We start from the raw sequence: 23,032 nt of genomic DNA, 5'->3' as shown, positions 1-23,032 counted from the left end.
GGATGGCCGATGTGTAGCAATTTCTCCTCTAAGCGACGGGAACCAGTTAGGAAGAATGCATAACAACGATGGCGATGAAAAAGTTGCTCATAGCGTCGCTGCTGTTTAGCAGCGCCACCGTATACGCGGCAGACGGCTTCGTGGTGAAGGATATTCATTTCGAAGGCCTGCAGCGAGTCGCCGTCGGGGCGGCATTGCTCAGTATGCCTGTCCGCGTGGGAGACACCGTCTCCGATGATGATATCAGTAGCACCATTCGTGCCCTTTTTGCGACCGGGAACTTCGAGGATGTTCAGGTTCTGCGCGACGGCAATACGCTGATCGTTCAGGTTAAAGAGAGGCCAACAATTGCCAGTATCACCTTCTCCGGTAACAAAGCGGTGAAGGAAGATATGCTAAAGCAAAACCTTGAAGCTTCCGGCGTGCGGGTAGGGGAAGCCCTCGATCGCACCACCCTCTCATCCATTGAGAAAGGGCTTGAGGATTTCTACTACAGCGTAGGTAAATACAGCGCAAGTGTGAAAGCCGTGGTCACGCCGCTTCCACGCAACCGCGTAGACCTGAAGCTGGTATTCACCGAAGGTGTTTCTGCCAAAATCCAACAGATCAACGTGGTCGGCAACAAAGCCTTCAGCTCGGAAGAGCTGATCTCGCGCTTTCAGCTCCGCGATGAGGTGCCATGGTGGAACGTCGTGGGCGATCGCAAATACCAGAAGCAAAAGCTGGCGGGCGACCTTGAGACCCTGCGCAGTTTTTATCTGGATCGCGGCTATGCCCGTTTTAATATCGACTCCACTCAGGTCAGCCTGACGCCGGACAAGAAAGGGATCTACATCACCATTAACATCACCGAAGGCGACCGCTACAAGCTGTCTGGCGTGGTGGTGAATGGCAGCATGGCAGGTCACTCAGCGGAAATAGAAGCGCTGACCCGGATCAAACCTGGCGAGCTGTACAACGGTGCTAAAGTCACCAAAATGGAAGACGACATCAAGAAGATGCTCGGTCGTTACGGTTACGCCTACCCACGGGTGATGACGCAGCCAGAAATTAACGATGCGGATAAAACCGTTAAGCTGCACGTCAACGTTGATGCGGGCAACCGTTACTCCGTGCGTAAAGTCCGTTTTGAAGGCAACGATACCTCGAAAGATTCCGTCCTGCGCCGTGAAATGCGCCAGATGGAAGGCGCATGGCTGGGTAGCGATCTGGTCGAGCAGGGTAAAGAGCGTCTGAACCGTACCGGCTATTTCGAAACGGTTGAAACCGATACCCAGCGTGTACCGGGATCGCCCGATCAGGTCGATGTGGTTTACAAGGTGAAAGAGCGTAATACCGGCACCCTGAACTTCGGCGTCGGCTACGGCACCGAGAGCGGCGTCAGCTTCCAGGTTGGGGTAACCCAGGAGAACTGGCTGGGTACCGGTAACACCGTTGGCATCAGCGGGACCAAGAACGATTATCAGACCTATGCGGAATTCTCACTGACCGATCCGTACTTTACGGTTGATGGCGTGAGTCTCGGCGGACGCGTTTTCTATAACGACTTTAAGGCTGATGATGCCGACCTGTCTGACTATACCAACAAAAGCTATGGTTTAGACGGCACGCTGGGCTTCCCGGTTAATGAAAACAATACGCTGCGCGTCGGTCTGGGCTATGTGCATAACGACCTGTCAAATATGCAGCCGCAGATTGCCATGTTCCGCTATCTGCGCTCGGTGGGTCAGAACCCGGATCTTTCCGGTCGTGCCGACTACTCTGCCGATGATTTCACCTTCAACTATGGCTGGACGTATAACGACCTTGACCGCGGATTCTTCCCAACCTCTGGTAACCGTACCAACCTGAACGGTAAGGTCACCATTCCCGGTTCGGACAACGCCTTCTATAAGGCCACGCTGGATACGCAGCAGTATGTGCCGCTGAACCAGGACCGTACCTGGGTGCTGTTAGGACGCGGACGCGTTGGCTACGGTGATGGACTGAATGGCAAAGAGCTGCCGTTCTATGAAAACTTCTACGCCGGTGGTTCAAGCACCGTGCGTGGTTTCCGTTCCAACACCATCGGGCCGAAAGCGGCTTACTACAATAACAACTCGTCTACCTGCTCAGGCGCTTATGCCCTGTGTAGTTCTGATGATGCGGTGGGCGGTAACGCCATGGCAACGGCCAGCGCGGAGCTGATTACGCCGACGCCGTTCCTCAGCGAGAAGTACGCTAATTCGGTGCGTACCTCCCTGTTTGTAGATGCGGGTACGGTCTGGGATACCAAGTGGGAAAACACCGCAGATACGCGTGCGGCGGGTATTCCTGACTACAGCGATCCGGGCAATATTCGAATGTCTGCAGGTCTGGCACTTCAGTGGATGTCCCCGCTGGGACCCCTGGTGTTCTCGTACGCGCAGCCATTCAAAAAGTATGATGGAGATAAAGCCGAGCAGTTCCAGTTTAATATTGGTAAGACCTGGTAATCTGGCTTGCACGGAAGCGATTAAAGTAGCGCGCTGTTCCCCGGCAGCCCTCAGGGCTGCCTAAACGCGCAACACCTGTGTCGAAGACACAAACGTTGATGGTAAGGAGTTTATAGTGAAAAAGTTGTTGTGTGCCGCAGGCCTCTCTATCGCTCTGGCGGTTTCCGCCGGCGCCCAGGCTGCTGATAAAATCGCAGTGGTGAACGTTTCCAGCATTTTCCAACAGTTACCGGCGCGTGCGACAGTTGCGAAGCAGCTTGAAAATGAGTTTAAAGGCCGTGCAACCGAGCTACAGGGTATGGAACGCGATCTGCAAACTAAAATGCAGCGCCTCCAGCGTGACGGCTCTACCATGAAGGCCAGCGAACGCAGCCGCATGGAAAAAGACGTTATGGCACAGCGTGAAGCCTTCTCGACTAAAGCTCAGGCTTTTGAGCAGGACAACCGTCGTCGCCAGGCTGAAGAACGTAATAAAATCCTGAGCCGTATCCAGGATGCCGTGCAGAAAGTGGCCGATAAAGAAGGCTACGACGTTGTTATTGATGCAAACGCTGTTGCTTACGCAGGTAAATCCAAAGACATCACTGGTGATGTTCTGAAACAGGTTAAATAATCAATGTCTTCAATTCGACTGGCTGATTTAGCCCAGCAGTTGGATGCAGATTTGCACGGAGATGGCGATCTCGTCATCTCCGGCATTGCTTCTATGCAATCCGCCCAAACCGGTCAAATCACTTTCCTCTCTAACAGCCGTTACCGCGAGCAGCTCGCAGCCTGCCAGGCATCCGCCGTGGTGCTGACGGAAACGGATCTGGACTTTTTCAACGGCGCGGCGCTGGTGGTGAAAGATCCCTATCTCACTTATGCCCGCATGGCGCAGATCCTGGATACCACGCCTCAGCCCGCTCAGGATATCGCGCCCGGCGCGGTCATTGATAGCAGCGCTCAGCTTGGCAACAACGTTTCCGTTGGCGCGAATGCCGTGATTGAATCTGGCGTTATCCTGGGCGAGGGTGCCATTATCGGCCCTGGCTGCTTTATCGGCAAAAACACCCGTATTGGTGCCGGTTCACGTCTGTGGGCCAACGTATCAATCTACCACGACGTACAGATTGGTGAACGCTGTCTGATCCAGTCAGGTACGGTTATCGGTGCTGATGGTTTTGGTTATGCCAACGATCGCGGTAACTGGGTAAAAATTCCTCAGCTCGGCACGGTCATTATCGGCGATCGGGTGGAAATTGGTGCCTGCACCACCATCGATCGCGGTGCGTTGGATAACACTCAGATTGGGAATGGTGTTATCATTGATAACCAGTGCCAGATTGCGCACAACGTTGTGATTGGCGACAATACCGCTGTTGCGGGTGGCGTCATCATGGCGGGCAGCCTGAAAATTGGCCGTTACTGCATGATTGGTGGTGCAAGCGTAATTAATGGTCATATGGAAATTTGTGACAAAGTTACGGTCACCGGAATGGGAATGGTCATGCGACCAATCACCCAACCTGGGGTATACTCCTCCGGGATTCCACTGCAACCCAATAAAACCTGGCGCAAAACGGCAGCGCTGGTGATGAATATTGATGAAATCAGCAAACGTCTGAAATCCATCGAACGCAAGGTCATTAAAGACTAAGCGGCTTATTGCCGGCTCAGCTCCAGCTTTCACTATCAATTTGGTCCGGCGCACTGCGTCAAATCAGAAAGATATAAAAAAAAATGTTAAGCATGGAAAGCCTGGCGCACGGGAACTGATTCGCGGCCTGCGTATGATCTGAGGATCTTTGCAGGCCGTGTTATTGATGCCATCAGAATTTTTTTTAGGACAGGAAGAGTATTTTGACTACTGAAACTCATACTCTGAAAATTGAAGAGATTATTGAACTGCTGCCGCACCGCTATCCGTTTCTGCTGGTCGATCGCGTACTTGACTTTGAAGAGCACAAGTTCCTGCGGGCAGTGAAGAACGTCTCGGTTAACGAACCGTTTTTCCAGGGCCATTTCCCTGGTAAACCGATTTTCCCAGGCGTGCTGATTTTAGAAGCCATGGCTCAGGCGACCGGTATTCTGGCTTTTAAAAGCGTCGGTAAGCTTGAACCCGGCGAGCTGTACTATTTTGCCGGTATTGACGAGGCGCGCTTCAAGCGTCCAGTCGTGCCAGGCGACCAAATGATCATGGAAGTCACCTTCGAGAAAACACGTCGTGGTCTGACCCGCTTTAAGGGCGTGGCGACCGTTGACGGCAAAATTGTCTGCGAAGCAACGATGATGTGTGCCCGCAGCCGGGAGGCGTAATTCGTGATTGATGAAACCGCAGTTATCCACCCCTCTTCCATTATTGAAGAGGGGGCCGTTATCGGCGCCCGCGTAACTATTGGTCCCTTTTGTTTTGTTGGGGCTAACGTGGAGATTGGAGAAGGTACCGTTCTTAAGTCTCATGTGGTGGTCAATGGACACACCCGTATTGGCAAAGACAATACCCTTTATCAGTTTGCTACCGTTGGCGAAGCTAACCAGGACCTGAAGTATGCCGGTGAGCCTACTCGCGTTGAGGTGGGCGACCGCAACAGCATTCGTGAGAGCGTAACAATTCATCGTGGTACGACACAGGCTGACGGCGTGACGCGTGTCGGCAGTGACAACCTGCTGATGGTCAACGCCCATATTGCTCACGACTGCGTGATTGGCGATCGCTGCATTCTGGCGAATAACGCGACTCTGGGCGGGCATGTTACGGTAGATGACTTTGCCATTATCGGTGGGATGACGGCGGTTCATCAGTTCTGCATTATCGGCGCCCACGCAATGGTGGGCGGCTGTTCCGGCGTTGCGCAGGACGTGCCGCCGTTCGTGATTGCCCAGGGCAATCATGCCACGCCGTTTGGTATCAACCTGGTGGGTCTGCAGCGCCGTGGCTTCAGTAAAGAGGGGCTGCACGCGATTCGTAACGCCTACAAAATCCTTTATCGCAGCGGTAAAACGCTGGATGAGGCAAAGCCTGAGATCGCCGATATCGCGCGTGAGCATCCTGAAGTCCAGCCGTTTTACGACTTCTTTGCCCGCTCGACGCGAGGTCTGATTCGTTAACTCATGCCTCAGCCATTAACGATTGCCCTTGTCGCCGGAGAAACTTCCGGCGATATTCTTGGTGCCGGTTTAATCCGTGCGCTAAAACAGACGCACCCGGATACCCGTTTTGTCGGGGTGGCCGGGCCGCTGATGCAGGCCGAAGGGTGCGAAGCCTGGTACGAAATGGAAGAGCTGTCGGTGATGGGCATCGTCGAGGTGGTGGAACGTCTGCCGCGTCTGCTGAAAATTCGCCGCGACCTTACCCGGCGTTTTAGCGAGCTAAAGCCGGACGTCTTTGTCGGTATTGATGCGCCTGATTTTAATATCACCCTCGAGGGGCGACTTAAAGAGCGCGGTATCCGGACTATTCATTACGTCAGCCCTTCCGTATGGGCCTGGCGGCAAAAGCGCGTTTTTAAAATTGGCCGCTCAACCGACATGGTGCTGGCCTTCCTGCCGTTTGAAAAAGCGTTTTACGACCGTTTCAATGTACCCTGCCGGTTTATTGGTCATACTATGGCTGATGCCATGCCGCTCCAGCCCGATAAGCTCGCGGCGCGACGGGCGCTGGGTATCGCCGAAGGGGCTCGCTGTCTGGCCCTGTTGCCCGGCAGCCGCAGTGCAGAGGTTGAGATGCTAAGCGCTGACTTCCTGCGAACGGCCGAAATACTGCGAAAAAAATGGCCCGATCTGGAAATCGTGGTGCCGCTGGTGAATCCGCGGCGTCGCGAGCAGTTTGAAAAAATTAAGGCCGGGGTTGCGCCCGACCTACCCATGCATCTGCTGGATGGGCAGGGGCGACAGGCGATGATTGCCAGCGATGCGGCGCTGCTGGCTTCTGGCACCGCTGCGCTGGAGTGTATGCTGGCAAAATGTCCGATGGTGGTGGGCTATCGTATGAAGCCGTTCACCTTCTGGCTGGCGAAGCGCCTGGTAAAGACCGACTACGTTTCGCTGCCGAATCTGCTGGCAGGACGCGAGCTGGTCAAAGAGCTGTTGCAGGAAGAGTGTCAGCCCGAGCGTCTGGCGGCGGCGCTGACACCGCTGCTGGCAGAAGGTGAAACCCGTCAGCAGCTGCTGGCAACTTTTGCGGGCTTGCACCAGAAAATCCGCTGGAATGCCGACGAGCAGGCTGCTTCGGCCGTACTGGAGCTGTGCCCATGAGTCATTTTATCTACCCGCTCGCCACCTGTATTGCCGGCGTGGACGAAGTGGGGCGCGGGCCGCTGGTAGGCGCGGTGGTTACTGCCGCTGTGATCCTCGATCCGGCGCGGCCCATCATTGGGCTGGCTGACTCGAAAAAATTATCGGAAAAGCGCCGTCTGGCGCTCTACGATGAAATCTGCGAAAAGGCACTGAGCTGGAGCCTGGGGCGGGCAGAGCCGCAGGAAATTGACCAGCTGAATATTTTGCACGCCACGATGCTGGCGATGCAGCGCGCGGTGGCCGGGCTGCATATCACGCCAGATTATGTGCTGATCGATGGCAACCGCTGTCCGGCGCTGGCGATGCCTTCACTGGCCGTCGTGAAAGGAGACAGCCTGGTGCAGGAAATTAGCGCCGCCTCGATAGTCGCTAAGGTCACGCGCGACCGCGAAATGGCCGAGCTGCATCTGCAATTTCCCGAGTATGGATTTGCGCAGCATAAGGGCTATCCAACGGCGCTGCATCTTGAGAAACTACGCCACTACGGTGCCACGCCTCATCACCGCCGCAGCTTTGCGCCAGTGAGAAATGTGCTGCTGGACGCCGACGTGGCGGCCTCTGCCGGACGCGTACGCTAATTTTCACTCCTTAGCTTTTGATGGGATCAACTATGGCCGAACCTCGTTTTATTCATTTACGCGTTCACAGCGACTACTCCATGATCGATGGCATAGTCAAAACGGCGCCGTTAGTGAAAAAGGCGGCGTCACTCGGCATGCCTGCGATGGGTATCACTGATTTCACCAATCTGTGTGGGCTGGTGAAGTTCTACGGCACGGCACACGGTCAGGGCGTGAAACCCATTATCGGCGCTGACTTCAACGTCGCCAGCGAGGCGATGGGCGATGAACTGTCACACCTTACCGTACTGGCCGCTAACAACACCGGCTACCAAAACCTCACGCTGCTGATCTCACGTGCCTACCAGCGCGGCTACGGTGCCGCCGGCCCGGTCATTGATCGTGACTGGCTGATGGAGCTGAGGGAAGGGCTGATCCTTCTTTCTGGCGGGCGTCGCGGCGACGTAGGTAAAATGCTGCTGCGCGGTAACCATGTACAGGCCGCAGACTGTCTGGCGTTTTATCAGCAGCATTTCCCGGACAGCTATTACCTGGAACTGATCCGCACCGGCCGGCCGGACGAGGAGAGCTATCTCCACGCGGCCGTTGAGCTGGCGATTGCCCAGGGCATTCCCGTTGTCGCCACTAATGAAGTCTGTTTCCTTGAGGCGGAAGACTTCGATGCGCACGAAATTCGCGTAGCCATCCATGATGGCTTTACCCTGGACGACCCTAAGCGCCCGCGAAACTACAGCCCTCAGCAATACTTACGCACCAGCGAGGAGATGTGCGAGCTGTTCTCGGACATTCCTGAAGCGCTGGAAAACAGCGTGGAAATTGCTAAGCGCTGTAACGTCACCATCCGCCTGGGGGAATATTTTCTGCCGCAGTTCCCGACGGGGGAGATGACCACCGAAGACTTTTTGGTGATGAAGTCCCGTGAGGGCCTGGAAGAGCGACTGGCTTTCCTGTTCCCCGATCCTGAGGTCCGTGCAGAGAAGCGCCCTGAATACGACGAGCGCCTTGAAATCGAGCTGAACGTTATTAATCAGATGGGTTTCCCCGGCTACTTCTTGATCGTGATGGAGTTTATCCAGTGGTCAAAAGACAATGACGTACCGGTAGGGCCGGGACGCGGCTCCGGTGCAGGTTCGCTGGTTGCCTACGCGCTGAAAATCACCGATCTCGATCCCCTTGAATTTGACCTGCTGTTCGAACGTTTTCTTAACCCCGAACGCGTGTCGATGCCCGACTTTGACGTCGATTTCTGCATGGAAAAACGCGACCTGGTGATTGAGCACGTCGCCGAAATGTACGGGCGCAAGGCGGTATCGCAGATTATCACCTTCGGTACGATGGCCGCGAAGGCGGTTATTCGTGACGTGGGGCGCGTACTGGGCCATCCCTACGGCTTTGTAGACCGTATTTCTAAGCTGGTACCGCCCGATCCGGGCATGACGCTGGAAAAAGCCTTTGCCGCCGAACCTCAGCTGCCGGAAATCTACGAGGCGGATGAAGAGGTAAAAGCGCTGATCGATATGGCGCGCAAGCTGGAAGGTGTGACGCGAAACGCCGGTAAGCACGCCGGTGGCGTGGTGATTGCCCCGACGCAAATTACCGACTTTGCGCCGCTCTACTGCGATGAAAACGGCAACCATCCGGTTACCCAGTTCGACAAGAATGATGTTGAGTACGCCGGTCTGGTGAAGTTTGACTTCCTGGGGCTGCGAACGCTGACCATTATCGACTGGGCGCTGGAGATGATCAACGCCCGTCGGAAGAAGCAGGGGGAGCCGCCGATAGATATTGCGGCCATCCCGCTTGAAGATAAGAAAAGTTTCGATATGCTACAGCGCTCGGAAACCACGGCGGTTTTCCAGCTTGAATCGCGCGGCATGAAAGACCTGATCAAACGCCTGAAGCCAGACTGCTTTGAGGATATGATCGCGCTGGTGGCCCTTTTCCGTCCCGGTCCGCTGCAGTCAGGCATGGTGGATAACTTTATTGACCGTAAGCACGGGCGTGAGGCTATCTCTTATCCTGATATTCAGTGGCAGCACGAATCACTGAAGCCGGTACTGGAGCCGACCTACGGCATCATCCTCTATCAGGAACAGGTAATGCAGATAGCCCAGGTGCTGGCGGGCTACAGCCTGGGCGGCGCGGATATGCTGCGCCGTGCGATGGGTAAAAAGAACCCTGAAGAGATGGCTAAACAGCGCGGCGGCTTTGAAGACGGCGCGAAAGCGCGCGGTATTGACGGCGAGCTGGCGATCAAAATCTTCGACCTGGTGGAAAAGTTCGCGGGTTACGGTTTTAACAAATCGCACTCCGCCGCTTATGCGCTGGTCTCCTATCAGACGCTGTGGCTAAAGGCCCACTATCCGGCCGAGTTTATGGCGGCGGTCATGACCGCCGATATGGATAACACTGAGAAAGTCGTCGGGCTGGTGGATGAGTGCTGGCGCATGGGGCTTAAGGTGCTGCCGCCGGATATTAACTCCGGCCTGTATCAGTTTCACGTTAACGATGACGGCGAGATCGTTTACGGCATTGGCGCGATCAAAGGCGTCGGCGAAGGCCCCATTGAAGCGATTATTGAAGCGCGCAACAAAGACGGCTATTTTCGTGAGCTGTTCGACCTCTGCGCCCGTACCGATACCAAAAAGCTGAATCGCCGGGTGCTGGAAAAACTGATTATGTCGGGCGCGTTTGACCGGCTTGGTCCACACCGTGCCGCGCTGATGAGCGCGCTGGGCGATGCGCTGAAGGCTGCGGACCAGCATGCGAAGGCAGAAGCGATTGGTCAGGCAGATATGTTTGGCGTGCTGGCAGACGAACCCGAGCAGATCGAGCAGTCCTACGCCGATGTGACGCCGTGGCCGGAACAGGTCCAGCTGGATGGCGAACGCGAGACGCTTGGGCTTTACTTAACCGGGCACCCAATCAATCAGTATCTGAAAGAGATTGAGCGTTACGTAGGCGGAATGCGCCTGAAAGACATGCATCCGACCGACCGTGGCAAAATGACCATGGCCGTCGGTCTGGTGGTGGCGGCCCGCGTGATGGTAACAAAGCGCGGTAACCGGATAGGCATCTGTACGCTGGACGATCGTTCCGGTCGGCTGGAAGTGATGTTGTTTACAGATGCACTCGAAAGGTTTCAGCACTTGCTGGAAAAAGACCGTATTCTGATCGTCAGCGGGCAGGTCAGTTTTGATGACTTTAGCGGGGGGCTTAAAATGACCGCCCGCGAGGTGATGGACATTGATGAAGCCCGTGAAAAATATGCACGCGGGCTTGCTATCTCGCTGACGGACAGGCAAATTGATGACCAGCTTTTGAACCGTCTCCGTCAATCCCTGGAACCCCATCGTTCGGGGACCATTCCGGTACATCTCTACTATCAAAGAGAGGATGCGCGGGCGAAGCTGCGCTTTGGCGCAGCGTGGCGCGTGTCGCCCAGCGATCGTTTATTAAATGAATTGCGATCGCTGATAGGGTCGGAGCAGGTGGAACTGGAGTTTGACTAAAACAGGATTATTATGAGTCTTAATTACCTGGATTTCGAACAGCCAATCGCAGAGCTTGAAGCGAAAATTGATTCGCTCAAGTCGGTTGGCCGTCAGGATGAAAAACTGGATATCAATCTGGATGAAGAGATACAGCGTCTGCGCGAAAAAAGCGTCGAGCTGACACGTAAAATCTTCTCTGATTTAGGGGCATGGCAGGTTGCACAGCTGGCTCGCCACCCTTTACGTCCTTATACGCTGGACTATGTTCGCAATGCTTTTACTGACTTTGACGAACTGGCTGGCGATCGCGCCTATGCGGATGACAAAGCCATCGTGGGCGGCATTGCCCGCCTTGACGGGCGTCCGGTGATGATCATTGGTCATCAGAAAGGGCGTGAAACGAAAGAGAAAATTCGGCGTAACTTCGGTATGCCAGCCCCTGAGGGCTACCGCAAAGCGCTGCGTCTGATGGAGATGGCTGAGCGTTTTAATATGCCGATAATCACCTTTATCGACACGCCGGGCGCTTATCCGGGCGTCGGCGCAGAAGAGCGCGGACAGAGTGAGGCCATTGCGCGCAACCTGCGTGAAATGTCTGGCCTGACCGTCCCGGTTATCTGCACCGTTATCGGTGAGGGCGGCTCCGGCGGCGCCCTGGCGATTGGCGTGGGTGACAAGGTTAATATGCTGCAATACAGCACCTACTCGGTTATTTCGCCGGAAGGCTGCGCCTCGATTCTGTGGAAAAGCGCAGATAAAGCGCCGCTGGCCGCCGACGCGATGGGGATAATTGCACCGCGCCTGAAAGAGCTGAAGCTGATTGACAGCGTGATACCTGAACCGCTGGGTGGGGCGCACCGCAATCCGCTCGCTATCGGTGAGTCGCTTAAGGCGCAGCTGCTGGAAGATCTGGCAGAACTTGATGAGTTGAGCAAAGACGAGCTGCTCGATCGCCGCTACCAGCGTCTGATGAGTTACGGCTACGCCTGATCCCGCCATCCGCTGCGGTCAGCACTTATCTGACTGCATCGGTGGTCCGGCAGCCTGAATTTGGCTGGAGGGGGATCAGCAGGGCGCAGCCTGATCCAGGTTGGAGTGGTTACCCACAGAGTCAGGATAATTTCTGGCTACGTCTGACCGGGCACGTACGCCGGGCGATATGGCCGGGCGATATGAGGTGTGACAACAGAATCAGGCTGTCGTTAAGGCGGGTTTGAACCAGCGTACTGACGGGAAATATTCCGGTGACGAAGCCCTGGCTTAAGCCCGCCTTTTTGCTCTTATAAACTTGCGGCATTCACTTCTGAGCCACCCTCTTTCAGCTCCATCTTCAGCTCCACCTTCCTCCTTCAGCTTCCTCCTTCCTCCTTCACCTTCCACATTCACCTGCTACTGCTATTAGCCACCTTTCACCAAATAACTGACTTAATCTGCGCTTTTATCAACCATCACTCGCCACGCCTCACGGGGCAGGATAGAAAAACCTCTTATTTTCAGTCCGTCAGCGAGAGCATGATTGCGGCGATCGCTGGTCACTTCGGCCAGCCCCTCGCGCAGCGCCGCCACGCTTTCCGCCGGTAGGGCGGCGGAGGCAATCAGCGGCAGGCCAGGTACGCTGGCGGTCTGACCGACGATCTTTAGCCCACTCAGCTCATCGGCAAAATCCTGGCTTAGCAGCGCCCAGCTCACGCAGTCAATGGCTGCAATGTCTGCTTCCCGATTTCGTAGCATCGCCAGCGAGCGATGGTGGCTTCCTGATGCCCGTGCGGTGGTGAAGAAAGCCGGGCCGCCGGTCAGCCTCATCAGAGCGTGCCAGCCTGAGTGCGACTCCTGGCTGTTATAGGCCAGGATGCGCCCGCGAAAATCCCGCAGTTCACGACCCGACTCCTCCCTGCGTACCACTATCCAGCTACGATAATTCGCGCCCTCGCAGCCCGGCGCAGCATAGTGAAATGCACCTATGACCTGCACCTGTGGCAGTGCTGTCATAAGGGGATAGCCGCAGGTCTGACTCAGCAGCAAATCGCTGCGCTGCCAGTGGGGGAGCAGCTCATCAGGCCAGCTCAGGGCGCACGGTAGGGAGATAGCAGGCGCGGCGGCCCTCAGCCGCTGCCAGAAAGCGTCCAGCTTCTCAGGACGAAATGGATACATCGGCAGCGAGGCTATCATTATTATTCCTTACGCGTAGTAGGTGGCGAAAGAGCGTTATAACCAAGGATAGCGCAGAGGGAGGGAGAGCCGCCTTAACAGCACGCTGAGTGTAAGCAGATGTTACGCTTTTGAACGAATATCAATTAGCAATTTTAATGGTTTGAGCACCCTCTGGTGAAAACCTCGAAAAAAGCGGGGTTAATAAGAATAGTCTGCTAATTATTAATTGTTTCAGCTTAATTATTTTAGTGGAGTCAGGTTTATGATGAAGGTTGTTAATGGGCTTTTCCTTACATTTCATGAATATTTGCTGTTGGCTAAAATGTGGTGCCGCTCCGGTGTATAGGCAATTATATTAGTCGCGTTAATGTGCATAACGCAACCGTTGTTTAAGCCCCACACAAGGAAGCTAAAAATGAATCCAATTACCCGTCGCAGTTTTGTCGCATTCGCCGCCGGTGGCACGGTCGCGCTGGCCGCAGGTAAGGTCCATGCTCACGATGGCACCGTCAATGCTCAACCCTGGACCGGCCAGATGGGCGGCAGCGATCCTGGCCCTCAGGATCCCATCCGTCAGGCGGAAAATCCGGACATTGTTAACCCGCCTGCGACCGACAGCGGCACTCTGCCAAATCTGCGTTTCTCTTTTAGCGATTCGCACGTACGCAAAGGGACCGGCGGCTGGACACGACAGATTACCGAGCGTGAACTGGGTATATCTAAAAGCATCGCCGGGGTAAATATGCGCCTCAATAGCGGTGGCATCCGCGAGCTTCACTGGCATAAGGAAGGCGAGTGGGCCTATATGCTCTACGGCAAGGCGCGTATCACCGCGCTCGATACCGATGGCCACTGGTTTGTGGACGATGTCGGCGTGGGCGATCTGTGGTATTTCCCGCCCGGCGTACCTCATTCGATTCAGGGGCTGGGTCCGGATGGCTGTGAGTTCTTGCTTGCCTTTGACAATGGCGGCTTTGATGAAGACAGCACATTCCTGCTTAGTGACTGGTTCAAACACGTCCCTCCCGGGGTGCTGGCAAAAAACTTTGGTGTCCCGGCTGAAACGTTCAGCAAGCTGCCGTCCCCCTCGGATGAATACATATTTGCAGCTCAGGTTCCCGGCCCACTCAGCGGAGATGCCATCGCTGGCGCAACGCGTTCCAGCACCGCGTTCAGCCACAGAATGATGGCGCAGCAGCCCATTACGCTGAAGGGCGGCACGGTACGTATCACCGATTCCTCGGTGTTCAAAGTATCGAAAACCATCGCGGCGGCGCTGGTTGAACTGGAACCCGGTGCCATGCGTGAACTTCACTGGCATCCGAATACCGACGAGTGGCAGTACTACCTTGAAGGGGAAGGGCGAATGGGCGTATTTGCGTCTTCCGGGCAGGCCCGCACCTATGATTTTCGGGCGGGAGATGTCGGATACGTGCCGTTCGCCATGGGTCACTATGTTGAAAACACCGGCACGAAACCGCTGCGCTTTCTCGAACTGTTCAAAAGCAGCTACTACGCGGACATTTCTCTTAACCAGTGGCTTGCCTCAACCCCGCCGGCACTGGTAAAACAGCATTTGCATCTGGATGACACCTTTATGCATGCGCTGGATAAAACCAAAAAGCCCGTGGTGGAATAGCCTTAACGCCAGGCGGGCGCGCTGCGCGTCTGCCTGAATAGCGGGACGAATTGCGTCTGCCTGATTGCGGGCGCAAATCGTTTCTGCCTCCTGTGTGTCATCCCTCTGTCACCTTTTAGCAGTAGCCTGGCCTGCGGCAAGATATCCCTCAACTTAAAAAAGGAACTGCAATGCGCATTCGTTACTCACTGCTGGCCGTTGCCCTGACGGTCAGCCCGCTGACCCAGGCCAAAACGTCAACCCTGACCCTGGACCACCTGCGCGTCATCGCTGATATGACGACCCCCGGCAGCGAAAATATGCAGTTTGTCGCACTTGAGTCGGCTGTCCAGCAATCGCTGATTAACGCGCTAAAAGGCGATGCCAGCACCCTCACGCGTGACCAGCCTGAAAAGGTCAGACAGGGTGAAACGCTGGCGGATAAAAAGTGGCTGGAAGAAAGCGATTATGACTTTGGAAAAAAGGAGAACCAGCAGGCGGGCATTGCGCTACTGAGCGCGTTTCCCGCCCTGCCGAAAAGCACCCTCGCCGCCAGCCTGCAAACGGTTGAAGAGGTTAACCTCAACGCGAGCGCCAGCCTGCGCCATCAGGCGCTGGTGGATGCAGAAGGGCAGGATCATCTGTTCTTTCTGGGCGATGCGCTGGGGCCAAAGCTGGGCCAGGCTTTTCTGGCCGCCTATAAAAAAGGCGAGCTGAGTAAGGCGGCTGCGCTCATTAAAGCCAGCGAGGTCAGCACCAGTGCGGCAAAAAAACAGTTTAGCAATCCGCGCCCATTTCTGATCCCCGGAAATACCATCCATCTCGTGCCGGATACGGTGATAGTGAAAGACAATAAGCCCTATAGCGCGAGTGAGGGGTCTTATCCCAGCGGGCATACCAATACCGCCTATACCGATGCCCTGCTGCTGGGGGAGATGCTGCCGGAGCGCTTCGTGCCGCTGATGGATCGCGCGTCCCGCTACAGCTATTCGCGCATGGTGCTGGGCGTACATTATCCCATCGACCTGATTGGTTCACGCATGGTGGCCCAGCGCAACGTGGCGCATTATCTTAACGACGCGCGGTATCAGGCGCTTTTCGTTCAGGCTAAGCAGCAGCTGCGGCGCGCGCTGGAGAAGGAGTGTGGCACTACGCTTGCGATCTGTGCAAAGTCTGCCGGGGTCGCCGATCCTTATACTCAGCCGCCGTTGCAACAGTTCTGGCGCTTCAGCATGACCTGGGGGCTGCCGCGTGACCCGGTGACGCCATCACCCGTGGTGGTGCCGGCGGGTGCAGAAGTGCTGCTGGAAGGGCCTCTGCCACACCTGAGCGCGGCTCAGCGTCGTCAGCTGATGGTTTCCACCGCGCTGGCTGGCGGCTACCCGCTATCGGGCACCACGCCGGAACAGAACTTCTGGCAGCGACTTAACCTGCCCGATGCCGTCAGTGCGGCGCAGTAATACCCGGCTTGCTGAAAACAAAAAACCCACGCAGGGTGGGTTTTCAACGCTACCGCTAACAGGCCACGCGCAGCGGCGCGGCGCAAAAATCAGGCCTGAGGCGCGTTGCCGCTGCTCATTTTCATCAGATCTTTGTCGACAAAGAACAGACCTTCGCCGCTGTCGCTCACCAGCGCCAGCTTATCCAGCACGGATTTAAACAGCTTCTCTTCTTCATGCTGCTCGGCGACATACCACTGCAGGAAGTTGAAGGTGGCATAGTCCTGTGTGGTCATAGCGGCATGGACCAGCTCGTTGATTTTTGAAGTGATCAGCTGCTCATGCTCGTAAGCCTGTTGCAGCACATCATTCAGGGAGTTGAAGGTAACCGGTGGGGCAACGATAGTGCCCAGCACCGGCATGGCGCCGGTATCGCTCAGGTAGTTGAAAAGGCGCTGCATATGCTGCATCTCTTCGACTGAATGGTCGCGCAGGAATGCGGCTGCGCCTTCAAATCCTTTATCGGCTGACCAGGCGCTCATCTGTAAATAGAGGTTGGCAGAATAGAATTCAAGGTTTAACTGATCGTTCAGTTTTGCAGTCATATCGGCAGTCAGCATGGTGGCTCCATTAGCAAAAGAGGGGGTGAATCGGTAACAGGTGAATTGAGCGCATTATGCACGGGTGTTGCCGAAATAAAAACCGTTAGTTTTATTTTTTACCCTTTTTGAGAGTATTGATAACCTTATGATAGTTAACTGATAATTATTATCGCTCAGCTGTGAATAATTCCATTTTGTGAATGGGTCTGATAATTATTCTTATTGCGAACCTGGAGGGAAAATAATATCCGTTACCGATAACAGTAAAGGGGCAGGGCGCTATTTTAAAGGGAGAAAACGTATTCCCCCCTTCGTCAGCAGGCAGGGTCAGGAGGCAGCGATCAGGCGGTCAAGAATCGCCTGAGCCGTCGTGACATCGGTCACCAGCGCGTTAATCATTTTAGCGCGAACGGCACCGATAATTCCGGCAGCCTTCTCCGGCGTGGCCGCCACGCCAATCGATAACGGCGTAGTGCGCAGCTGCTCCGGTGAGGCCGCGATCATCCGCGTTTCCCCCTCCCAGTGCAGTATGTCTCCGCTTTCCGTCACATAGTGGCGCAGGACATCCCCGGCCGCCTGACTGAGCGCCTGTTCATCCGGCGTTACCGTGGAGCTTTCCGCCGGATGGTGGGCGTGAGTAAGGCCTACGCCGACTATGGCGACGTCGAGCCTGTCCCACAGTGAAATAATTTGCTGGACGCCGGGGTCGCGCAGAAACGCATCACGAAGAGAGGATGAAGAGATATAGGGCGCATGCAGAAAATGCGGCGTCCCACCCATCTGTCCTGCAGCCTGGCGAACAAATTCATTAATTTGAAAATGGGCTTCCGCCTGCTGCATCCCGCCATTGAGCGCAACCGTCAGCACGCCGGGAAGCCGAGGCAGTCCGGCCAGCGTCACCTCGCGCACGGCGCGTCCCCAGCCAATGCCGACCACCGAACCGGCAGCCACACCGGCCTGCGTCAGCAAACCGGCCAGCGGCGCGCTCAGCGAACCCAGCACGTTAGCGGGCGGCGCATCCACCACCGCGGCGCGCTTCAGGCCCAGCTCCTGAATCAGCCTGGCAGTTAAATCCTCAGACGAGGTCAACTCGATAACCTCAATCCTGACGATCCCCGCTGCTTTTGCCTTCGTCAGCAGGCGCGAAATGGTGGCGGTAGACACCCCCAGCTTCTTCGCAATATCGACCTGTGCCATATCGGACTGATAGTGCAGTTTGGCCACCATATGCATCATCGCTCGCGTAGTCGCGGCGTCTTGTAAAAGAGGCTCTTTCAGCTTGTAATTCCTTTCTGCAATGTATTACACCCCCACACGTTGATTGGAGAATTATTGCGCAACCCCTGTGAAATTGCAATGTGCTGAACCGGCTAAACCCTGATGGGGCGCCGCATGTCAGCGTAAGTCCCTCAGGGTTTAGCCGCGGCAAAACGATTAAAGAGGCAGTAAACATGTAGTCAAACTCAAACCATCTAAGGAGTTTTTAATGTCCCATATGTCTACGTCAGAATTAAGAGGGTATCAACAAATCTGCGGCAGTAATGGTGCCATGCTGGTAATCGCCTGCGATCAGCGGGGCGCCATGCGCAGCCTGCTTACCGCCGACCCTGACCAGCAGAAAGCGATTTCCGAACGGCAGCTGGGCCGTATCAAAGCAGATATTACGCAGTGTCTGGCCAGTCAGGCGTCGTGCGTACTGGTCGATCCGGTCTGTACCGTTCCCGGCCTGGTGGACCACGGGATAATCGCCCGTGATACTGCGTTACTTATCGGCCTTGACGCCTCCGGCTGGGATACGACTGCGGCAGGTTATCGTCACTCCCGGCTGGTGGAGGGGATAACGGCACGACGGGTACGCGAGCTGGGAGGCAATGGCGGAAAAATCATGGTGTGGCTACGCGCCGACCGTCCGGAAGCGAATGAGCATAATATTGCTCTCCTGCGCCAGTGTATTGCAGATTTCAGTCGTGAAGACTTGCTGCTGGTGGTTGAATTCCTTACCTACCCGCTTGAAGGTGAAAGCGAGACGGATTATAAACGTCGTATTCCCTCTTTAATCTATGAAGGCACGAAAATTTCGCTGAAATGTGGCGCAAAAGTGCTGAAAATCCCCTACCCTGGATCGGCGCAGGCCTGTGCTGAGATTACCCATCTTGCCGGTGACGTGCCCTGGGCCGTACTCTCGGCAGGCGTCGATCACAGTACCTTTCTGGGGCAGGTAGCCGACGCTATGAGCAATGGCGCTTCCGGCGTGATCGCTGGCAGAGCCTTATGGAAAGACTGTATTTCGCTGGACAGCAGTGAAACCCGTAAAAAACTGCAAACCGTGGCTGTACCCCGGCTGAAAGAAATTCAGGCGGTGATTGGCCAGTATTTTCCCGGGAGCGATCGCATTCCTGATAACACTAAGGAGTCAGTGAATCATGTCTGATCGGCAGCTGGCGCACGCCCACCAGGACAGTCCACAAAGTAAGCGTGTGGTTATGGTTAATGGTATTCCCGCCTCGGGTAAAAGCAGCATTGCCCGCGCCCTTGCCAACGCCACCGGCTGGCCGCTGCTTTCTGTGGACGGTATTAAAGAACCCTTTATGCAGCAGCTGGAAAATGTCGACCGTGTGCTTAACCGTCGTCTGGGTCTTGCCAGCTATCAGGCAATTTGGCATATCGTGGCTTCAGCGCCGCCAGGCTGTACCTTTATTGTCGATGCCTGGTTTGGATCCCAGCCAGAGCAGCGCCTGCGGGAGTTTTTGCAGGGTGCCGAAGTAACAGCGCTGGCAGAAATCTGGTGCCATATTTCCGGAGAGCTGGCCGCGCAGCGTTATACCTCACGACTGGCCCAACGGCTACCCGGCCATCCCGGCGCGGAATATATTCCCGAGCTTATCGCACTGGCCGAATGTGCGGGCCCCATGAAAATAGGACCAGTTTTTATTGTGGATCAAATGGGTGATATCGACATTAATGACGTCATTAGCTGGACAGGGGAGGCCTTGAATAAAAGTTATTAATTAATTATTTTTATTTGTCAGGGCTGTTAACTTCTCTGAGATTAATTGCTATATGTATTTGACTGGGTTTTGATTTTATTACCAGCAGGACGTCGCGTTTCTAATTTTAAATCCCCAATTCGATAGCGATTCATTTTAAATAGTAAATGTGTAAGTTGATCGCGTTTTTAATTTTTCAGGTCCGTATATTAAATTATTATTTAATTATATGAGTAGAACAATGATGCTGACTGACTGGATCAATGAAAGCAATTTGAATATGTTCATACGGGTCAACGACTGGCAGCAGGCCGTCGCGCTGGCCGTAGAGCCGATGATTGCCAGGGGGGAAGTGGAACCTCGCTACCTCAACGCCATTTATGCCATGCACCGGGAGATAGGGCCTTACTACGTGCTGGGCGAGGGCATTGCCATGCCCCATGCCCGACCGGAGGAAGGCGTGATTAACACCGCGCTTTCACTGGCAATCGTTTCTGAAGGCGTGAGTTTTAATAGTCCTGACAACGATCCAGTTTATATCATTTTTGCGCTGGCGGCGAAAGACAGTCATTCCCATATAGCGATGATAGCCAGTCTGTCACAGCTATTTTGCGAGGAGGAGATCGTAGAAAAAATGAGAAATGCCGGGAGCAAAAAGGACGTATTGAAAATTCTTAGTCAGTTTTAACAGGCGTTAAAAGATAAAAGGTAAGCTTAAAATAAAAAAATCAACCCGCGTTAGGTCGTAGCGGCAAAAAACTGAAGACGAAACTACAAGGAACTTCTAATGAAAAAGTTATCTATTCTTGCAGTCTGCGGGGCCGGACTGGGCAGCAGTTTTGCCTGTGAAATGAGTATTAAGGCTGCGCTTAAAAATCTTGGTGTCGATGCGGATCTCTCACACTGTGATATTTCAAGCGCCTCATCATCAGGAGCCGATATTATTATGACCGGAGAGAATTTCCGTACTCAGTTTCAGCATTACACCATCAGTGCGACAATTATTTATCTCAAGCGGCTGGTGTATAAAAATGAAATAAAATCAAAGCTGGAACCTGTTTTAAAAGAGAAGGGCTTTCTTAGATGATGATATTTAAAAAAATCGTTACCTTATGCCGCGAAAGTAAACAGGGGGTTTATTTATGTCTTTTCTTAACTTTATTGTCCACGATGTGCTGGGTCAGGCAGCAATATTAATCGCACTTATCGCCATGATTGGTCTTATCTCACTGAAAAAAAGCCCCGGCCAGGTCATTACCGGTACGCTTAAAACGCTGCTGGGGTTTCTGGTGCTGCTGTCGGGCGCGAATATTATCGTCGCGACGTTAACCTTTCTGGGGGATATATTCCAGAAAGGCTTCAGCATGCGCGGTGTGGTCACCGATGTAGGATCGATTGCCGGTATCGCTCAGCAGACATTGGGGCGTGAAACGGCGCTTATTATGGTTATTGCCTTTATTGTTAATATCGCTATTGCGCGCTTCACCCGCTTTAAATATATCTTTCTTACTGGTCAGGCTTCCTTATGGATGGCGACCGTCTGTTCCGTCATTGGCTATATGGGCGGGCTGCGTGGTGTGGAGCTGATTGTATTGGCGGGCGTACTTGCCGGGCTGATGGCGGTATTTATGCCCGCGCTTGCCCAGCCCATTGTACGTAAAATTACCGGGGGAGATGACTTCGCCCTTGGGCACTTTTGTACGCTTGGCTACATCGTACAGGCGGGCGTTGCAAAGGTCGCGGGTAACCCGGAAAAGAGCACCGAAGATCTGGCCTTGCCGCAGGCGCTCTCCTTTTTACAGGACACCTATCTGTCTATGATGGTGGTAATGATCCCGATCTATCTGGTGCCGGCTATTGCCGCCGGGCCAGAGGTCGTTGGCCTCTCGTCGAATGGGGTAAACTACCTGGTATATGCCTTTCTGCAGGCCATCCAGTTTGTGGTCGGGGTCTATGTGCTGCTTGCCGGAGTACGCCTGCTGCTCCCCCTTTTAGGACAGTTCGGCATGGAGAACGTGACCTTTAGCGATTCCGATGTCATTGGTATCGGCCTGATATATGGTCATATTCTTAACTTCTTCCACTGATGTTAACGGTAAAGAGGGTACAATGAACCCAGAAATCAACGAGATTTTGCAGCGCGGCATGCCTGCTCAGGCCTGTGCAGAAGCCCTGAATGCGCTGGGCAAGCGCTATGCAGATCGCCAGGATACTGATGCAGCCATTCTGTGCTGGGAGAAAAGCGTCGAGTGCTACGGTAAGCCCGGCTTTGCGCAGGCCCAGCTGATGAAAGCCTGGAATGCGAAGCGGCGCGCCTGTTCACTGGCCGGCGATGGTGCAGGCGTTGAGCATTACTCGGTCAAAATCGATGCGCTAATGCAGCAGAGTAAGGATGCTATTCGTTACGGATCCTGATGTTTAATCTGACCGGGAGCCTGGCTGCCCGGTTTTTTACCCCTGAGTTTTAAATTCCTGCAAAATATTATTCTCTATTACTCGTTGTTTTTATGCGTGTCAATCGTTCACCGACGAGCAGGATATTTTTGTGGTGGGGGAATGATAACCTTCAGCTGCGGAGCTATTTATTTTTAATGTGTGTTAAATTCCTGCCCCCCGAAAAAACAAAATAATTTCGTCGGGTGCAGTAAGGGAAGCTTTTTTTGCATGAGCTTGCGGTTAAAGGAGGGAGTTTATTTTCAATCTAATGACTAAATGAGAGATAAAATAAATTATTTACAAGGCGTGTCAGAATTCGATTAAATGCTTTATTTCCATTTCCAGTCCTCGCGCAATAATAGCGATAACTTCAAGGGTGGGATTTCTTAAACCTCGTTCAATTCCACTGACATAGGTACGATCCAGGCCACATTTATGTGCAAACGCTTCTTGAGATAAGCCTGCCTGTAGCCTGAGCTGTTTTACTCTTTTACCGAAGAGAACTTTAGGGCTATTTAGTGTTTCCATGTCCTCATCATCACCTTAAGTTGTCAATAAGTCCACGGACTATTAGTCACATTTAGTTAAGAGCATGGTATAGTGTGATGACTATAGTCTACATAACGGTTCTTTTTTAAAATAAACCTGAGGGAAATTATGAACAGAGAGGATTGGCACCCGGCAGACATTATTGCTGCATTAAAGAAAAAAGGTACCAGCCTGTCCGCCTTATCACGAGAATCGGGGCTGGCCTCCTCAACGTTATCTAATGCACTGCGCCGTCCCTGGCCAAAAGGGGAAAAGCTTATCGCCGACGCGCTAAACGAAAGACCGGAAAGCATCTGGCCGACGCGCTATAAAAATAACCTGTGAAACGGTAGCGGTCAGCATACCCTGTCTCTGTCTGCAGGCCGCTCACGGATAGGGTGCTGACAGCGCCCTCCATGTGAGGGCCAAAACCGAGTCATCTGG

21 protein-coding genes and 1 pseudogene are annotated in these 23,032 nt (G+C 54.2%); 18 read left to right on the top strand and 4 right to left on the bottom strand.

Annotation, left to right across the window (positions count from 1 at the left end; genetic code table 11):
- Positions 1-68 precede the first annotated feature (68 nt).
- The 9 genes from bamA to accA all read left to right on the top strand — a co-directional run bounded on the left by bamA (position 69) and on the right by accA (position 11,817).
- On the top strand, positions 69-2,474 hold the full coding sequence (gene bamA, locus ACLRGG_RS03575) for an outer membrane protein assembly factor BamA (protein ID WP_416248458.1): 2,406 nt from the start codon (positions 69-71) through the stop codon (positions 2,472-2,474).
- Positions 2,475-2,589: 115 nt separating this feature from the next.
- Positions 2,590-3,087 carry a molecular chaperone Skp gene (skp, locus tag ACLRGG_RS03570; RefSeq protein WP_067706535.1) on the top strand — a complete coding sequence of 166 codons (498 nt, stop codon included), beginning with the start codon at positions 2,590-2,592 and terminating at the stop codon, positions 3,085-3,087.
- A 3-nt stretch (positions 3,088-3,090) separates the two neighbouring features.
- On the top strand, positions 3,091-4,113 hold the full coding sequence (gene lpxD / locus ACLRGG_RS03565) for a UDP-3-O-(3-hydroxymyristoyl)glucosamine N-acyltransferase (RefSeq protein WP_416248457.1): 1,023 nt from the start codon (positions 3,091-3,093) through the stop codon (positions 4,111-4,113).
- Between the two features lie 203 nt (positions 4,114-4,316).
- Positions 4,317-4,772, top strand: a complete 456-nt coding sequence (fabZ, locus tag ACLRGG_RS03560; RefSeq protein WP_067706528.1) for a 3-hydroxyacyl-ACP dehydratase FabZ — start codon at positions 4,317-4,319, stop codon at positions 4,770-4,772.
- A 3-nt stretch (positions 4,773-4,775) separates the two neighbouring features.
- Entirely contained in the window at positions 4,776-5,564 is a 789-nt protein-coding gene (lpxA, locus tag ACLRGG_RS03555; protein ID WP_416248456.1) for an acyl-ACP--UDP-N-acetylglucosamine O-acyltransferase, read from the top strand.
- Between the two features lie 3 nt (positions 5,565-5,567).
- Positions 5,568-6,710 (top strand): lipid-A-disaccharide synthase, encoded by a 1,143-nt coding sequence (gene lpxB, locus ACLRGG_RS03550; RefSeq protein WP_416248455.1) that lies wholly within the window; start codon positions 5,568-5,570, stop codon positions 6,708-6,710.
- On the top strand, positions 6,707-7,330 hold the full coding sequence (gene rnhB, locus ACLRGG_RS03545) for a ribonuclease HII (RefSeq protein WP_416248454.1): 624 nt from the start codon (positions 6,707-6,709) through the stop codon (positions 7,328-7,330). Before lpxB ends, rnhB begins: the two co-directional genes overlap by 4 nt.
- Positions 7,331-7,362: 32 nt before the next feature.
- The gene (gene dnaE, locus ACLRGG_RS03540) at positions 7,363-10,845 is read left to right on the top strand and encodes a DNA polymerase III subunit alpha (RefSeq protein WP_416248453.1); all 3,483 of its coding nucleotides are present in this window, start codon (positions 7,363-7,365) and stop codon (positions 10,843-10,845) included.
- Positions 10,846-10,857: 12 nt separating this feature from the next.
- Positions 10,858-11,817, top strand: coding sequence for an acetyl-CoA carboxylase carboxyl transferase subunit alpha (gene accA / locus ACLRGG_RS03535; protein WP_067706516.1), 960 nt, complete (start codon positions 10,858-10,860; stop codon positions 11,815-11,817).
- Positions 11,818-12,252: 435 nt separating this feature from the next.
- On the opposite strand, the gene ACLRGG_RS03530 is transcribed toward accA, so the two are convergent.
- The gene (locus tag ACLRGG_RS03530) at positions 12,253-12,996 is read right to left on the bottom strand and encodes a phosphate/phosphite/phosphonate ABC transporter substrate-binding protein (protein ID WP_416248452.1); all 744 of its coding nucleotides are present in this window, start codon (positions 12,994-12,996) and stop codon (positions 12,253-12,255) included.
- A gap of 397 nt (positions 12,997-13,393) precedes the next feature.
- Between ACLRGG_RS03530 and ACLRGG_RS03525 the strand changes: the two genes are divergently transcribed.
- Positions 13,394-14,617, top strand: a complete 1,224-nt coding sequence (locus tag ACLRGG_RS03525; RefSeq protein ID WP_416248451.1) for an oxalate decarboxylase family bicupin — start codon at positions 13,394-13,396, stop codon at positions 14,615-14,617.
- 170 nt (positions 14,618-14,787) lie between these two features.
- Positions 14,788-16,056 carry an acid phosphatase gene (locus ACLRGG_RS03520; RefSeq protein WP_416248450.1) on the top strand — a complete coding sequence of 423 codons (1,269 nt, stop codon included), beginning with the start codon at positions 14,788-14,790 and terminating at the stop codon, positions 16,054-16,056.
- Between the two features lie 89 nt (positions 16,057-16,145).
- Here ACLRGG_RS03520 and ftnA read toward each other — a convergent pair whose 3' ends face one another.
- Positions 16,146-16,655: a non-heme ferritin gene (ftnA, locus tag ACLRGG_RS03515; protein ID WP_416248449.1), complete on the bottom strand. Its 510-nt coding sequence runs from the start codon at positions 16,653-16,655 to the stop codon at positions 16,146-16,148.
- A 309-nt stretch (positions 16,656-16,964) separates the two neighbouring features.
- Positions 16,965-17,864, bottom strand: a complete 900-nt coding sequence (locus ACLRGG_RS03510) for a sugar-binding transcriptional regulator (RefSeq protein ID WP_416248448.1) — start codon at positions 17,862-17,864, stop codon at positions 16,965-16,967.
- A 259-nt stretch (positions 17,865-18,123) separates the two neighbouring features.
- Here ACLRGG_RS03510 and ACLRGG_RS03505 point away from each other — a divergent pair, with 259 nt between their 5' ends.
- The 6 genes and pseudogenes from ACLRGG_RS03505 (at position 18,124) to ACLRGG_RS03480 (ending at position 22,039) form a co-directional block, all read left to right on the top strand.
- The gene (locus ACLRGG_RS03505; RefSeq protein ID WP_416248447.1) at positions 18,124-19,068 is read left to right on the top strand and encodes a tagatose-bisphosphate aldolase; all 945 of its coding nucleotides are present in this window, start codon (positions 18,124-18,126) and stop codon (positions 19,066-19,068) included.
- Positions 19,061-19,645 carry a P-loop nucleotide/nucleoside kinase family protein gene (locus ACLRGG_RS03500; RefSeq protein WP_416248446.1) on the top strand — a complete coding sequence of 195 codons (585 nt, stop codon included), beginning with the start codon at positions 19,061-19,063 and terminating at the stop codon, positions 19,643-19,645. The genes ACLRGG_RS03505 and ACLRGG_RS03500 overlap by 8 nt, the downstream gene beginning before the upstream one ends.
- Before the next feature lie 259 nt (positions 19,646-19,904).
- Complete coding sequence (locus ACLRGG_RS03495) at positions 19,905-20,312, top strand: PTS sugar transporter subunit IIA (RefSeq protein WP_416248475.1); 408 nt, start codon at positions 19,905-19,907, stop codon at positions 20,310-20,312.
- A 99-nt stretch (positions 20,313-20,411) separates the two neighbouring features.
- Positions 20,412-20,711, top strand: a complete 300-nt coding sequence (locus ACLRGG_RS03490) for a PTS sugar transporter subunit IIB (protein WP_416248445.1) — start codon at positions 20,412-20,414, stop codon at positions 20,709-20,711.
- 55 nt (positions 20,712-20,766) lie between these two features.
- Positions 20,767-21,609: pseudogene (locus tag ACLRGG_RS03485) on the top strand (PTS transporter subunit IIC); the annotation flags it as partial.
- Positions 21,610-21,733: 124 nt separating this feature from the next.
- Positions 21,734-22,039 carry a hypothetical protein gene (locus ACLRGG_RS03480; RefSeq protein WP_416248444.1) on the top strand — a complete coding sequence of 102 codons (306 nt, stop codon included), beginning with the start codon at positions 21,734-21,736 and terminating at the stop codon, positions 22,037-22,039.
- A gap of 330 nt (positions 22,040-22,369) precedes the next feature.
- On the opposite strand, the gene ACLRGG_RS03475 is transcribed toward ACLRGG_RS03480, so the two are convergent.
- A complete protein-coding gene (locus tag ACLRGG_RS03475) occupies positions 22,370-22,588 on the bottom strand; it encodes a helix-turn-helix domain-containing protein (RefSeq protein WP_416248443.1) in 219 nt (72 codons plus the stop codon).
- 129 nt (positions 22,589-22,717) lie between these two features.
- Between ACLRGG_RS03475 and ACLRGG_RS03470 the strand changes: the two genes are divergently transcribed.
- Positions 22,718-22,933, top strand: coding sequence for a helix-turn-helix domain-containing protein (locus ACLRGG_RS03470; protein WP_416248442.1), 216 nt, complete (start codon positions 22,718-22,720; stop codon positions 22,931-22,933).
- The last annotated feature ends 99 nt before the right edge of the window (positions 22,934-23,032 follow it).

The sequence above is a fragment of the Erwinia sp. PPS120 genome (assembly GCF_047918655.1).
GTDB classification, from domain to species: Bacteria; Pseudomonadota; Gammaproteobacteria; order Enterobacterales; family Enterobacteriaceae; genus Erwinia; species Erwinia tasmaniensis_A.
Note: the sequence above shows the minus strand (reverse complement) of the source record. Positions and strands in the feature narration are given on the sequence as shown.